This is a genomic window from Gammaproteobacteria bacterium, assembly GCA_015709615.1.
In the GTDB taxonomy this organism is placed as follows: domain Bacteria; phylum Pseudomonadota; class Gammaproteobacteria; order Burkholderiales; family Nitrosomonadaceae; genus Nitrosomonas.
Map to the genome: position 1 here is coordinate 1,943,959 of CP054179.1, position 14,118 is coordinate 1,958,076.

A 14,118-nucleotide genomic window follows, 5' to 3' on the forward strand; every position below is an offset into this window, starting at 1 on the left:
TTACGACAAATCATTTATATTCAATTTATTGATCGTTGCGAAAATAATGATATTTAATAAAAATATTTCATGATTTATGACAGTGGGTTCTGAAATTTATCAATAGCTAAAAATTTTTGGATCTTCGGAAGTTAAACACTTGCACTTCGCACCGGAGCGGCCGGTTATATCAGCAAACACCATTCTCTTGAATCGCTGTTACAAGCCATCATTGCGATTCACGCCGGTGTAACCTGGTTTGACCGAGACGCCACCACGCCTGAGCCGCATACCGCACTAGCAGCTTTTCGGTTCAACCTAAATTCAGCAATTGCGGACGCCGCATCGCCTTTCTGGCTAGCCAAGATTCATCAGCCGTGGAAATCAGCTCGCAATTCGATATTACAAAAAAAACCATTTGCAATCAATTGTATAAAAATCGGTGCGGAGAAGTAAATTGAATTATGTCTGAAAACCTATCAATTCAAATTCTTCCAATAATCCTACAAAATCGGGACATTTTGTCAGAGAAAATTTCGAAAATGGCATTTTTTTGGGATAAATGCCTTCTGTTTGTCAGCCTGTAAATTTGATAAAATTTACACCAAATTAAATAGATAGAATAATTAATCTCGATAATCTATTTATACATAATAAGTCTCGCATAAATGCGAGACTACAATTGCTCCCGATCGGGCTCCGTGAATAATTCAACCCTTCCTTATCGAGGGTTTTATACAACTTTATAAAAACACGAAAAATCATGGTTGAGGAGTCTCACGCAAAAATACGCCTTTTGGTGGCTGAAAGTTTTGAGCTTGTTCGCATGGGTTTGCGTTCACTGTTCGAGAATCATTCGGCAATCCGTCTTGTGGCGGAAGCCAGCTCAATCGAAGACTTATTCAAATTGGCGGCGCAGCACAAGCCGGATGTCGTTCTGATGGATCTGCAGTTGAGCGGCGGCCACTATGCTGAGCATATTTCCAAATTACTGCGCGCCTGTCCGCAAAGCAAGGTGCTGGCTTTTTCTCACCAAAACAGCGAACAAACGCATCTGCAAACCTTTCGTTCCGGCGCGATGGGCATTATCAGTAAGCACCACTCATCCGATTTGTTGTTGAAAGCCATCTTTGCCATTCATGCAGGTCAAATCTGGTTTGATCGCAATGTGACCAAACTGCTGTGGCAAGCGCAGTTTAATTCGAATTCGTCCACAGAAATGCCGGTGGATGGACGCTTATCGCAGCAGCAACCCAAATTAAGCGATAGCGAGCGCCATATCGCCTATCTGGCCTGCAAAGGCTTGTCGGCAAAAGAAATCAGTGCGCAATTATTGGTTACGGAAAAAACCGTACGCAATCAACTCTCGGTTATTTATAGGAAAATCGGCGTAAAGAAGCAAATAGAGCTATGCCTGAAAGCGCCTATGTATAACTACTTTAAGGAATCCTATCTGTTCGGGACATTTTTCCAGAATGATGATGACAAATAGCTGAAAGATAGCTGCATTTTAAAGTCAAATGACATCTATTTTGCCGAAAATAGATTTGATAAAATCCCGCCCGCATTAATGATAAATAGAAAGCAATCATCAACTTTTGCAATCTATTGACCAAATCGTGCATCACAAAAAAATCGTAAGTTCACAGGCATTCATTTGCAGGATGTTTCTTACGCGTTTTCCATTTGTGGTGCACTTTTCACACAAAGGAGGGTGTTTATAATGATGTTTCAATCCAATCAACTGTGGCATATCAAGGAATCCCCCGGGGATTCCGTGGCGATGCCAAACGGCGCTTTGTTAAAACAATCGCTTGCTGCAATCTGTCTTGTATCCGCAATGTCGTTTCTGCCAGTGGCAGAGAGTTCCGCAGCCAATCACATCATACGTTTAACCGCGGAAGAAACGCGCAACGACGGATTCGGCAATAAATTGATGGCATACAAGATGCTAAGCCACATAGTTGATGGCGCGGACATCACCGGCCGCTACAGTCCTGATGCAACCATTCCCGGACCAACGATCGTGCTGACCGAAGGCGATGTTGTTCATATAACGCTGGAAAACGCAATTCCGGGCGCATTTACACATACCCCCGGTATCAGCAAACAAGTCAGCGTGCATGTGCACGGCGTCCACTACGACATTCTCAGCGACGGCACGCTCAAAGTGATCAACAATCACGACGACGAAGGCGCGGGCGATGGCTTGGAAGCTTCGCACACCACTTACGAATACAAGTGGAATGTAGCGCCTGGAACGGCAGGCACCTGGGCTTATCACGATCACAATTTTGAAACCCATAATGGCGCCGAAACCAAAGGTCTGTTCGGTGCCATCATCGTTAATCCCGCCGGTTCCGCCGGATATGCCAAGGAGTATGTGCTCTATCTCGGTGACGATGCTTTCTGGGGCATGGAAATCGATGGCGCAAGCAAACAGCAATCGAAACATGGTGTTAATCCATCATTATCCGCCACCAAAAACAGCGATGTCAGATTTCATCTGATTGCATTGGGTACCGACATCCACAATTTTTCATTGAACGGCTATAAATGGTTCGACCCGGGAACGCGCAACCTGATCGATCAAGCCGCAATCGGCCCGCTCGAGAAGCACGTATTTACCGTAAAAGCTAAAAGCAGCACGCAATACGTTGATAACAACTTCTCCAACAAATTGATGGGTATGACCGGTCAATTTATCGTCAAGTAATTACTTGAAAAAACATACCCAAGTATAAGGATGACACTATGAGTAAAAATATTTTTGGGATTAAGAATCCAGTCCCGATGCTAGCAGCGCTTATGCTGTTTGCCATTTCTGTGCTGATATCCCCGATGGCGCTAGCGGCTGTGCAAAGTTTCAATATCACAGCCAAAACCCTGCCGAACGGTCAACTGGCTTATGCCTTAGGTAGCGATGCCGAAGCCGTAATTCCAGGGCCGGCCTTGTTCGTAAGACAGGGCGACACGATCAATGTAACACTGACCAACACCACATCGGCCGAAGTTGGTTTTAGCGTGCCCGGCTTGCAGAACAAGGGTAAAGGCGCCGCGAACGCACTGCCAGGGCAAACGCAAAACTATACTTTCCATGCCAACAAATCCGGTACGTTCGTCTACCATGGCAACGGCAAGGAAATGCTCGGTTTGTTCGGTGCGCTGATTGTTGATCCCGCCAGCGGACCAATCGACCGGTATATCGATGACAATGGCGCTACCGTTCCGGTAACGCAGGCGGACATTGATAAACAGTTCGTATTGTTTATGGTCGGCTCAACCTTTTGGGGTACCGAGATCTCCAGCGATGGCACAACGCAAAAACCGCTCTGGGCGAATCCGAATCCCGGCGCAGTAGAAAACGACATCGTCCGTTTCCATATTTTATCGATTGGACCTGGCCATACTTTTCATTTGCACGCACATCGCTGGTTTAAAACCGGTACCAATTCGGCCATCGACGTCAAATTATTGCAAGACGGCACCGATACTCATTCTTTCACCGTCAAAGCGGGCAGCGGCGTCGGTGCGGGCGATTGGCAATATCACTGCCATCTGGTTTCACACATGGAAGCCGGCATGCACGGCAGCTTCAAAGTCGCGCCAGTTGGCGGCAGCGGCGCCAGTGTAGTCGGCGCATCGCCATACGGACGAATTCTGCTTGGTCCTAAAGACGAACCCGGCTTGGTGACATTTGAAGTCAGCGATGAACCTGCCAGCTGGTTTAGAAGCGCACGCGGAGACGCTATTGTTGGACTGCCCTACGATATTAAAACCAAATCCTTGGAAGTCATCGCTCCGGGCAGCAGCGTTAACTTCGTCATGTCGGATACCAACGGCGTACACACCATCAGCTCGCTGCTGTGGCCTTCAGGCGCGGTCCACATGCCTTTCAACCAAACCACTGCGTATCGCGGCGGTGGTATTGTCAGACTCGACACACCGGGCCTGTACGTCTTTACGTGTAAAGTACATCCGTTCATGTTTGCCGCAGTCATCGTCGACGATCCTGATACTGTAGGTCTTGATCTAGGCAATCCGGCCGCCGATTATAAAATCGATCTGGTGACCGGCATCAAAGGGCTGCCGACCAGCACCGATCTTGCAGTTCGGTTATTGAAAACGTTTTTCATCGCCACTGCGCCGGATAATTGGCAAGATTATTCAACCGGACAATGGAGCGTGAAGTTTCCAACGCTGCCGGTCAGAATCTCCGGCAACCCTCTTCCTGTCGGCAGTAGCGGTAATATCATCAGTGGCGGGTTGGCAGCACCGTTATCCGCGGTGCTGAATAGCGATCAGCCGATTGCGTTCGGTTCTAAACCAATCGTGCCTGGCGTGGGTGAAGTATGGGTTAATACGCAGTTCGAGAAAACCGCCGGAAAATACAAACCGGGCACCATCACGGTAGTCGATGCCAGCGATTGGACTGTTAAACGCAAAATCGCATTACCCGAGATCAACATGAACAATCCGCATAACATGTGGACCAACCGGGATCAATCGATCGTTTATCAGACCCAATGGTTTGATAATAAATTAACCTTGATTAACCATGCCGACGGTAAATTGATCAAAAACATCCAGGTAGGTTTTTCGCCTTCTCATGTGATGACGTTACCTTCTACCGACGATGTCACGGTCGCGAACAACGGCGAAGATAGCATCATGATGATGCCGGCCGGCTCCAGTTATGTCTTCAAGGCACTGCCTACGCAAGCCGCCGGACAAAGCACGGCTCATCCGCACGGACATTGGATCAGCGCGGACGGCAGCAAGATCGTAACGCCGAATATCAGCACTGGTGATGTCGGGATTTACGGCAGCAATGGCGGCATTGAAGCCAGAACCCCCACAGGCAACAATGTGCCCGGCGCGCACCCGGTTGCCATCGGTATGATGCCGGATTCGAGCAAAATTTATGCGACCAATCTGTTACATCACACCTTAAGTGTGCTGGATGGGGCGGGCAATTTGTTGAAAACCGTCAACCTCATTGCCGATTACAACCCGATTACCGGAACCTTTGCGGACAATGACGGCAACGGAAAAATCGCCGTCGGCGTATTGCCAATTCAGACACCGGTTGCTCCGGACGGCAAGTCTATGGTCATCGCTTCGATGGGCGGGCAAATTGTTGTCGTTGATACCGTAACCGATACCATCGCCGCGATGCTGGACTGCGATCCCGGTTGTCATGGCGCAAACTTCGGTGCCAAGCAAGGCGGTGGTTACTACGCTTATGTCACGAGCAAATTCTCCAACCGGCTTATCGTAGTCGATACGGATCCGAATGGCGACGGCAACATCAGCGATGCTGCCATCGCCGGATATGTTCCGCTCGTGACCGGCGGAAACACGGCTATTGACGATACGGTCAGCCGCTTGCCTGGATTCGGCGGCCAAGGTGTACTGGCGATTCCTAATGTCTATAACGGTTGGGTGCAAAACCTGCCGGAAGCATGGAAAGCCGGCCTCACAGAGGCACAGAAAAATCCCGTAGGGCATTAATCAAGAACGCAGCTGCCGGCAAAAACCGGCAGTTGCGTTTTCATCGATCAGCTTGATCGAACTGAAATTGAAAGCCGGTCGTTCTCAAACAAACGACGAAGAAAACACTCTAGTTCTACGTTGACCAATGCGCAAGTGCGGCTGCAACGGTATTGGGAATAGGAAAATGCTCATAAAAAAACACCCCGCTAAACGAATAACGAGGTGTGAAGGCTTCGTTCCGCATTCATACTCTTCTGGCTGCGAACGAGCAAAAGTGATCGAGAATTAGAAGGGAGTATTAATCAGGTCGTTAATTTATTCACGTTCTTGTTAAAGTGTTTAAAACCCAATTCCCAAATAACCGCCGGCTGTCATACCGCTTAAATTGACACCGTCGGATTTACCGGCAGTCAGTTGATAGCGGCCATCGATACCAATGAAGAAATCTTTCCAAATGTTGTAATCGACACCAGCACCGAACTGAACACCTGGCACTATATAAGTAATGGATTCAGAAGGAGGACTCATGACATGCACAGCAAAGCCTGCTGGAATAACCCACGGTCTTAGTTTGGAGCCTTCAAAAAACTTGATTTTCGGTGATGCTGATACTGTAAATTGACTAACCGTTACATTAATCGGATTCAGTGCTCCGCCGGCTAACATACTGGGCGAATTGCCGACAGCACCGTTACCCAAAACATGAGCACCGAATTGCTTATACTCGAACATCAGTTCCGCAAAAACGGTTGTTCTCGGCATAAGTCCCCACATATCTCTTGTCAGACCCCAATCAATACCAGCGCCTGCATACCAGCCTTGTTTATCCGCTTGGTCTTGAGCACCAATCGGCAAGACTTCACTCTGAATGGTTACACCGTTGCGATGGTTCATCATGTGTGCAAAACCGCCACGGAAAAACAGCATGCGATTTTTTTCTGTCACGTCCGTGCCGATGCGTTGTGTAAGAGGATCTACTTTCTCTACCAATGCCGCTTTTCTCTCTTCGAGATCATTGACTTTCTGCACCGTTTGATTGGTGGTTTGTTCAATCGTATTTACTTTTTGTACCGCCCGTGAAGATTCGGACTTTACTTTTTCCAGTTCCGATTGAATGGCTTGCAGTCTTTGCTCTAGAAGTCTGATGCGTTCAGCCGCTGCATCGGCAGCCACAACTTGAGGTGCAGCCAATGTAAAAGCGGTCAAAAGCGAACCGGCAATGAAATTGAGGGCTAATTTTTCCTTTTGCAAAAAATACTTCATATAATTCTCCTTAGAGGTTTGGTTTTTTTAGCTGACTTCAAAACCGTCACAGCATAAAAAAAAAGATTTGCAGCAACATTGATCTGCGTCAACTTGATTGAAGAACGCAGTGAATACCCCGCTGCTTGCGGACGGGATAATTAATTTCAAACAATCTCACAAAACGGGACATTTATCTATAAATAACGTGATATATATCCTGTAATGGTCTGTATAAATACAACTATTTTGGGATAAATGACACATGTTGCCCTGAATGGCGGCTTGATAAAATCAACGATGAATTAAACAGATAGAAAAAATGATTCCCAGAATGAGCTCTTTCATACTGTTTCCACCCGTGGAAAATGCGCTTACCGAGCCCAACGGGCTATTGGCTGTGGGGGGGGATCTTTCGCCGCAGCGCTTGCTCGCGGCTTATCACAAAGGGATTTTCCCGTGGTTCAATGAAGACGATCCGATTCTTTGGTGGAGTCCGGATCCCCGAATGGTGCTGTTTCCTGCCGAAATAAAAATCTCCCGGTCATTACGCAAGACACTCAAAAAAGACCACTATCACATTTACACGGATCGCAGCTTTACCGAAGTGATGGAGGCTTGCGCCGCGCCGCGCGCGGGACAAACCGGAACTTGGATACACCCGCAAATGATCGCGGCTTATAGCGTGCTTCACGAAATGGGGTTGGCGCATTCCGTGGAAACTTGGGTCGATGGCGAACTGGCCGGCGGGCTCTATGGCGTGGCGCTAGGAAAAGTGTTCTTCGGCGAATCAATGTTTTCACGCCGGCCGGATGCCTCAAAAATCGCCTTCGTACACCTGGTAAAACAGCTACAATACTGGGAATTCGGCATGATCGACTGTCAGGTTAGAACCAGTCATTTGGCGTCATTGGGTGCGCGGGAAATTTCAAGAACGGAATTCAGTCAAAAACTCGATGCCCTAATCACCGGAATCAAACCGGGCAAAAAATGGAACTTTGTTCGTACGCGGATCGAATAATTGAAGATACCTGTGCTTAAATTTCATACCACCAATCCTTATTCGTGCAGCTACTTGCCCGATAAATTGGCTTGTTCCGAGGTCGTTACTCCGGAGCATCTCATCGATGCGCAAGCTTATGGGAAATTGGTGCAAGCCGGCTTTCGCCGCAGCGGCCATTACACCTACCGCCCTTGCTGCGAACATTGCCATGCCTGCCTTTCCGTGCGGGTTGACGTAAAAGCCTTCACCCCCAAACGCGCGCAGCGCCGTGTTTGGAAGCAGCATCAGCATTTAACCGCCACCGTCCATCCGCTGCACTACAAAGCGGCGCATTATGCGCTCTACCAACGCTATCAAACAAAACGTCACTTTGGCGGTGGCATGGATCATGACTGCCGCGAGCAGTATCACAATTTTCTACTGCAAAGCCATGTGAATTCCAAATTGGTCGAGTTTCATGAAGAAACACAGCTGCGTATGGTTAGCATCATCGATTTGCTGCCGGACGGATTGTCGTCAGTTTATACCTTCTACGATGCCGAGGTTGCACATGCGAGTTTCGGCACTTACAACATTTTGTGGCAAATCGAACAATGCCGGAAACATGATTTAGATTACCTTTACCTGGGCTACTGGATCAAAGAAAACCGGAAAATGCGCTATAAAGCCAATTTCCAGCCGCTTGAAGTACTGATAAACAATCAATGGGTCGTGCTGGATAACAGTATTCTTGCATGAAATCGCTTCAAATCGGCGAACCTTATTCAAAATAAAACCCCAGCATGCTTTACACAATTCTTCGCCCACTGCTGTTCAAGCTTGACCCCGAATCCGCGCATCGCGTTACGTTTAACGGAGTAGAGCTGGCCAGAAAACTTGGATTATTGAAAGCCGTTTCGATTCCTTGTCAGCCTCGCAATGTGATGGGACTGAGTTTTCCCAATCCGGTCGGGCTTGCTGCCGGGTTGGACAAGAATGGTGAACACTTGGACGCATTGGCTGCGCTCGGATTCGGTTTTATTGAAATTGGTACCGTTACGCCGCGGCCTCAACCGGGCAATCCGGCACCGCGCATTTTTCGCATTCCCGAAGCACGCGCGATTATCAATCGCCTCGGTTTCAATAATCACGGCGTGGATCAACTGGTGGAGAACGTCAAGCGCTCGGCTTATCGAGGCATACTGGGCATCAATATCGGCAAGAATTTCGATACCCCGCTGGAAAAAGCAGTGGAAGATTATCTGATCGGACTCCAGAAAATTTACCGCTATGCCAGCTATGTGACCGTCAATATCTCGTCGCCGAATACTCAGAATCTGCGGCAATTGCAAGCTGCCGATGCGCTCGATCAGTTACTCGAGCAATTGAAATCCGAACAGGCCAAGCTTACGCAGGGGCATGGAAAATATGTGCCGATGGCGGTCAAAATCGCGCCCGATTTGGATGAAACGCAAATCCAAGCTATTGCCGCACTGCTGATAAAACATCGCATCGACGGCGTGATTGCCACCAACACCACGATTACGCGCACAGGCATCGAGCACTTGCCGTTGGCGCAGGAAAACGGAGGGCTAAGTGGCGCACCATTGACGCAACGCGCTACGGCAGTCATTCGTCAACTTCATCATGCGCTACAGGGTGCTATTCCTATTATCGGCGTCGGCGGCATTATGTCGGCGGACGATGCACAAGAAAAATTGGTGGCTGGCGCAAGCCTGGTACAGTTATACACCGGCTTGATTTATCGCGGCCCGGATCTGGTCAAGGAAATCGCCCGGGTAGTCTGTGCCCGGCACGAAACATAGAAATCGAATGAAAATGAATCAGTTGCTGATAGAGGAAATCGATGCGCTGTTGCCACAAACGCAATGCGGTAAATGCGGTTTTTCCGGCTGCAAACCCTATGCGGAAGCCATCGCGGCAGGGCGCGCAGATATCAATCAATGCCCGCCCGGTGGTCAGGAAGGTATTGAGAAATTGGCGCAGTTATTAGGTGTGCCGCCCAAACCGCTGAATACATCGCACGGTTTTTTCCGGCCTGACAGAGTTGTCGCCTGGATTGATGAACAACTGTGCATCGGTTGCACGTTTTGCATCCGGGCTTGCCCTGTCGACGCCATCGTTGGCGCCGGTAAACAACTGCATACCGTCATCACCGCGGAGTGCACCGGCTGCGAATTATGCATCGCACCTTGTCCGATGGATTGCATCAGCTTGGTGCCTGTTGACGAAAACAAGCATGATACGCGTAAGAAACAAGGAGCCGATAACGCACGCGCCCGTCACCAATTCCAGTTGTTGCGGTTGGAGCGTGACAAACATGCCGCTAAGGCAGAATCGAAGCACAAACCCGTTGCACAAACAGAGAAAAATCGAACATCCGCAGATGAGCGCAAGCAGGCGATCGTTCAAGCCGCGATCCAGCGCGCCGTGGCGGCTAGAAACAGGGCAACCCCTAATCATTCACCGGCAAAATCCCATGAACGCAACTAAGCGCCATGAGATTTTTGCTTGCCTGAAATCAGCCAATCCGCATCCCACAACCGAGTTGGAATATCATTCCCCATTTGAGCTGCTGATCGCGGTTATTCTTTCGGCGCAGGCAACCGACAAAAGCGTGAATCGGGCAACGCGGAAATTATTTCCTCAAGCCAATACACCGGAAAAGATTCTTGCTTTGGGGGAAGCCGGTTTGACCGAATTCATCAAAAGTATCGGGCTATACAAAACCAAGGCGAAGAATATTATGGCAACCTGCCAAATGTTGATACAGCAGCATCACAGCGATGTGCCGCGTACGCGCGAGCAACTGGAAAAATTGCCCGGTGTCGGGCGTAAAACCGCCAATGTCATTCTGAATACCGCATTCGGTGAACCGACTATCGCGGTCGATACGCATATTTTCCGTGTTGCCAACCGCACCGGTATCGCCCCCGGAAAAAATGTGCTCGAGGTTGAATTGAAGCTGTTGAAAGCAGTGCCAAAAGAATTCCGGCATGATGCGCACCACTGGTTGATTCTGCACGGACGCTACATCTGCAAAGCAAGAAAACCGGCTTGTGCGATTTGTATAATCAATCACCTATGTGAATTCAAAGACAAAAATTTTGAACACTGATCACACCATGTTTAAACCATCGAGAGAGCAAGCGCGGCAATTATTTTTTGAAACTTGGCGCAAATACCGTCAGCGGGAAATATTATCCGGCATTGAAACGATTGCACTTGAGGTCATTTTGTTGCACCCGGAATATCACGACATTCTCAGCGATCCCGAGCGCTTTCTGGATCAGGATTATCTACCGGAAATGGGCGGTACTAATCCATTCTTGCACATGAGCATGCATGTGGCGATCAAGGAACAATTGTCGATTAATCAGCCGATTGGAATTTGCGAGCGATTCGCCCGTTTGCAGAAACATAGCGGGAGTGAACACGCCGCAGCACACCAGATGATGGAATGTTTGGCGGAAATGATATGGCAAGCACAGCGTTCGCAATCCACACCGGATGCTGCCATCTACTTCGACTGCTTGGATAAACGGCTAAGCTCGATCAACTGAAATGAAAACGGGATAAAACCATCGACTGGTGTTTATCCCGTTTTTGTGTCTATTGTCGGCTCAAATAAATATTATTTGTTTGAATTCAAAGTACCTGGCTGGCTGGAATAATAAAAAGCTAGGTTCTCAATATCCGCCGGTGACAGATTGGCAGCCATTCCCGCCATGACAGGATCTTTTCTGTTACCGGATTTGTAATCTTTCAGTGCTTTTTCTAAGTATGTTCTATATTGCCCGCCGATCTTGGGAAAATTAGGCGCAGGGCTATTACCGTCAGCGCCGTGGCAGGAAGCACAAACTTCAGCTGCTTTACTTTTGCCTGCGTCGAGATCAGCAGCCATCAATTGGCCGGAAACTATCAAAGCTGCACCACTTAATGCAGCAATTACATAATTCTTCATAATTCGTTCCTTGCGTAAATGACTCAATTAATTTTTAGAATAGTATGCAGCAAGATCTTCTATATCTTGTTGAGACAATGTCTTAGCTAAACTTGTCATGGTTGGGTGGCTGCGTGTACCGTTTTTATAACCTTCCAATGCTTTAACGATATAGTCCGCATGTTGTCCGCCCAGTTTTGGAACACTGTAAGCCGACGGAAAAGCGGTTTTATAGCCCGGGATTCCATGACAGCCCACACACATTGACAACTTATCTTTTGCTGCTGCTGCATCTCCAGCTGCTTGAGTCATCCCTGAGAATGCCATAAGCATGCCCATGGCAAGTAATAAATTCATAATCAATTTTTGTTTCATATACGCCTCCTTCTCTCAAAAGTTGAACTTTAAACGATGTACCCGATTTGGTCAATGAATAAGTGCAAGCATGTCCATGTTGTTTATGGGGAAATTACCATCGGGGCTACATTTTTTCGACAGATTTCGATTCTAATTCTTCCCATCTTGCAAGACAATCTGTCAATTCTTTTTCAATCACCGTAACGCGAGCTTGCAATGCTTTCGCTTCATCCGGGTAATCGCGGTAAATCGTCGGTTGACTCAAGCGCAAAGTAATGTTCGCCTGTTCTTGTTCCAACGCATCGATTTTACCGGGTAATGCTTCCAGCTCACGCGCTTCCTGGTAACTCAGTTTTTTAGGCCGAGGAGCCTTTGGCGCTTTGGAACTACTGATTGGTGAAACTTCTGACTGCTTTGATAATATTTTTTGCTGACGGATATTATCTTCAAACTGTTTTGCGCGTATCCAATCTTCATAACCGCCAATATATTCACATAATTTTCCATTTCCTTCAAATGCAATTACTTGTGTGACGACATTATCCAGAAATTCACGGTCGTGACTGACCAGAAACAACGTACCGGCATAATCTTGCAGCAAGTCTTCCAGCAGCTCCAGCGTTTCAATATCCAGATCGTTGGTGGGCTCATCCAGTACCAGCACATTGGCAGGGCGGGTGAACAATCGCGCCAGCAACAGCCGGTTGCGTTCGCCGCCCGACAGCGATTTAACCGGCGAGCGCGCACGTTCCGGCGGAAACAGGAAATCTTCCAGATAACTGATGACATGCTTACGCTTGCCGTTGATCTCGACAAAGTCAGAACCGGGACTGATGGTATCTGTCAGGATCATTTCTTCGTCGAGCTGTTCGCGCATCTGATCGAAATACGCCACCGCCAACTTGGTTCCTTGCTGAATGGCGCCCGAATCCGGCTGTATCTCGCCTAGAATCAATTTCAATAACGTCGACTTGCCGGCGCCGTTGGGCCCCAATAATCCCACCCGGTCACCGCGCATAATGCGGCAGGAGAAATCCTTGATGATCACTTTGCCGCCATAACTTTTACTGACATGCTCCAGCTCGGCGACCAATTTCCCTGAGCGTTCACCGGCATCGAGACTGATATTCGCTTTTCCGACCTTATCCCGCCGCGCTGCGCGCTCCAGCCGTAATGCCTCCAGTCTGCGCACCCTGCCTTCATTGCGTGTGCGTCGCGCTTCGACGCCTTTGCGGATCCAGACTTCTTCTTGCGCCAGGAATTTATCGAATTTCTGGTTATGAATCGCCTCGACCTCCAGCATCTCCGCTTTCTTGTGCTGGTAATCCGAGAATTTGCCGGAAAATGACTGCAAATGACCGCGATCCAGCTCAACGATGCGGGTTGCCACGTTGTCGAGAAAGCGCCGGTCGTGCGTGATAAACAACACGCTGCCGGCAAAATCCTGCAACAAACCTTCCAGCCACTCGATCGAAGAAAAATCCAGATGATTGGTCGGCTCGTCCAGCAACAACACATCCGGCGAAATCACCAGCGCACGCGCCAGCGCGACACGTTTTTTCAAGCCGCCGGAAAGATGCTCGATCAATGTATCCGCGGGCAAATTCAGCTTATCGATTACCGTTTCTATCTTTGCTTGCAGATTCCAGCCGTCTTCGATCTCCAAAGCACTTTGCAGATCCTGCATGCGCAGCAGCAGCGCTTCGGTATTTTCCGGTGCTTCACCCAGAGCGTGCGAGATGGCATGATAATCCAGCAAAATCCTGCTGATATTGCCCAAACCGGTGGAAACTTCTTGATACACCGTGTTCGACGGATTTAGCAGCGGTTCCTGTGCAACATAGGCCAGTTTGATGTTCGGTGCGCGCCACAGCTTGCCGTCATCGAGTTTGATCTCGCCCGCCAACGCACGCAGCAAGCTTGATTTGCCGCCGCCGTTCCGGCCGATCAAACCGGCCCGCTCGCCCGGATCCAATTGCAAATCGGCGTGATCGAGCAAGGCATGATGACCAAAGGCCAAACAGGCGTTTTCCAGTGTAATGAGCGGCATCGGGGGGATTCTAAAGTTGAACAAAACTGTCTGCGGGATTAATCGATT

13 protein-coding genes are annotated in these 14,118 nt (G+C 48.7%); 9 read left to right on the top strand and 4 right to left on the bottom strand.

Annotated features, from left to right (window positions below):
- Positions 1–742 precede the first annotated feature (742 nt).
- The 3 genes from HRU77_09425 to HRU77_09435 all read left to right on the top strand — a co-directional run bounded on the left by HRU77_09425 (position 743) and on the right by HRU77_09435 (position 5,493).
- A complete protein-coding gene (locus HRU77_09425; GenBank protein QOJ20896.1) occupies positions 743–1,471 on the top strand; it encodes a response regulator transcription factor in 729 nt (242 codons plus the stop codon).
- 231 nt (positions 1,472–1,702) lie between these two features.
- A complete protein-coding gene (locus HRU77_09430; protein QOJ20897.1) occupies positions 1,703–2,695 on the top strand; it encodes a multicopper oxidase domain-containing protein in 993 nt (330 codons plus the stop codon).
- 77 nt (positions 2,696–2,772) lie between these two features.
- The gene (locus HRU77_09435; GenBank protein QOJ22120.1) at positions 2,773–5,493 is read left to right on the top strand and encodes a multicopper oxidase domain-containing protein; all 2,721 of its coding nucleotides are present in this window, start codon (positions 2,773–2,775) and stop codon (positions 5,491–5,493) included.
- Between the two features lie 321 nt (positions 5,494–5,814).
- On the opposite strand, the gene HRU77_09440 is transcribed toward HRU77_09435, so the two are convergent.
- The gene (locus tag HRU77_09440) at positions 5,815–6,738 is read right to left on the bottom strand and encodes a porin family protein (protein ID QOJ20898.1); all 924 of its coding nucleotides are present in this window, start codon (positions 6,736–6,738) and stop codon (positions 5,815–5,817) included.
- A 301-nt stretch (positions 6,739–7,039) separates the two neighbouring features.
- Here HRU77_09440 and HRU77_09445 point away from each other — a divergent pair, with 301 nt between their 5' ends.
- Genes HRU77_09445 through HRU77_09470 form a run of 6 tightly spaced genes read left to right on the top strand, consistent with a single transcriptional unit; the run spans position 7,040 to position 11,283 of the window.
- Positions 7,040–7,738: a leucyl/phenylalanyl-tRNA--protein transferase gene (locus HRU77_09445; protein QOJ20899.1), complete on the top strand. Its 699-nt coding sequence runs from the start codon at positions 7,040–7,042 to the stop codon at positions 7,736–7,738.
- 12 nt (positions 7,739–7,750) lie between these two features.
- Positions 7,751–8,458: an arginyltransferase gene (locus HRU77_09450; GenBank protein ID QOJ20900.1), complete on the top strand. Its 708-nt coding sequence runs from the start codon at positions 7,751–7,753 to the stop codon at positions 8,456–8,458.
- A 44-nt stretch (positions 8,459–8,502) separates the two neighbouring features.
- On the top strand, positions 8,503–9,525 hold the full coding sequence (locus tag HRU77_09455) for a quinone-dependent dihydroorotate dehydrogenase (protein QOJ20901.1): 1,023 nt from the start codon (positions 8,503–8,505) through the stop codon (positions 9,523–9,525).
- Positions 9,526–9,538: 13 nt separating this feature from the next.
- A complete protein-coding gene (gene rsxB / locus HRU77_09460; GenBank protein ID QOJ22121.1) occupies positions 9,539–10,213 on the top strand; it encodes an electron transport complex subunit RsxB in 675 nt (224 codons plus the stop codon).
- On the top strand, positions 10,200–10,838 hold the full coding sequence (gene nth / locus HRU77_09465; protein ID QOJ20902.1) for an endonuclease III: 639 nt from the start codon (positions 10,200–10,202) through the stop codon (positions 10,836–10,838). Before rsxB ends, nth begins: the two co-directional genes overlap by 14 nt.
- A gap of 7 nt (positions 10,839–10,845) precedes the next feature.
- Positions 10,846–11,283, top strand: a complete 438-nt coding sequence (locus tag HRU77_09470; GenBank protein QOJ20903.1) for a DUF1841 family protein — start codon at positions 10,846–10,848, stop codon at positions 11,281–11,283.
- Positions 11,284–11,354: 71 nt separating this feature from the next.
- Here HRU77_09470 and HRU77_09475 read toward each other — a convergent pair whose 3' ends face one another.
- The 3 genes from HRU77_09475 to HRU77_09485 form a co-directional block, all read right to left on the bottom strand.
- The gene (locus tag HRU77_09475; protein QOJ20904.1) at positions 11,355–11,684 is read right to left on the bottom strand and encodes a cytochrome c; all 330 of its coding nucleotides are present in this window, start codon (positions 11,682–11,684) and stop codon (positions 11,355–11,357) included.
- A gap of 27 nt (positions 11,685–11,711) precedes the next feature.
- On the bottom strand, positions 11,712–12,038 hold the full coding sequence (locus HRU77_09480; protein QOJ20905.1) for a cytochrome c: 327 nt from the start codon (positions 12,036–12,038) through the stop codon (positions 11,712–11,714).
- Positions 12,039–12,144: 106 nt separating this feature from the next.
- A complete protein-coding gene (locus HRU77_09485) occupies positions 12,145–14,070 on the bottom strand; it encodes an ATP-binding cassette domain-containing protein (GenBank protein ID QOJ20906.1) in 1,926 nt (641 codons plus the stop codon).
- Positions 14,071–14,118 lie beyond the last annotated feature (48 nt).

Coding starts and splice junctions, on each gene's coding strand:
- HRU77_09455 (QOJ20901.1), top strand. CDS start 8,503: ATGCTTTACACAATTCTTCGCCCACTGCTGTTCAAGCTTGACCCCGAA.
- nth (QOJ20902.1), top strand. CDS start 10,200: ATGAACGCAACTAAGCGCCATGAGATTTTTGCTTGCCTGAAATCAGCC.
- HRU77_09430 (QOJ20897.1), top strand. CDS start 1,703: ATGATGTTTCAATCCAATCAACTGTGGCATATCAAGGAATCCCCCGGG.
- HRU77_09470 (QOJ20903.1), top strand. CDS start 10,846: ATGTTTAAACCATCGAGAGAGCAAGCGCGGCAATTATTTTTTGAAACT.
- HRU77_09435 (QOJ22120.1), top strand. CDS start 2,773: ATGCTAGCAGCGCTTATGCTGTTTGCCATTTCTGTGCTGATATCCCCG.
- HRU77_09485 (QOJ20906.1), bottom strand. CDS start 14,070: ATGCCGCTCATTACACTGGAAAACGCCTGTTTGGCCTTTGGTCATCAT.
- HRU77_09445 (QOJ20899.1), top strand. CDS start 7,040: ATGATTCCCAGAATGAGCTCTTTCATACTGTTTCCACCCGTGGAAAAT.
- HRU77_09475 (QOJ20904.1), bottom strand. CDS start 11,684: ATGAAGAATTATGTAATTGCTGCATTAAGTGGTGCAGCTTTGATAGTT.
- HRU77_09440 (QOJ20898.1), bottom strand. CDS start 6,738: ATGAAGTATTTTTTGCAAAAGGAAAAATTAGCCCTCAATTTCATTGCC.
- HRU77_09480 (QOJ20905.1), bottom strand. CDS start 12,038: ATGAAACAAAAATTGATTATGAATTTATTACTTGCCATGGGCATGCTT.
- rsxB (QOJ22121.1), top strand. CDS start 9,539: ATGAATCAGTTGCTGATAGAGGAAATCGATGCGCTGTTGCCACAAACG.
- HRU77_09425 (QOJ20896.1), top strand. CDS start 743: ATGGTTGAGGAGTCTCACGCAAAAATACGCCTTTTGGTGGCTGAAAGT.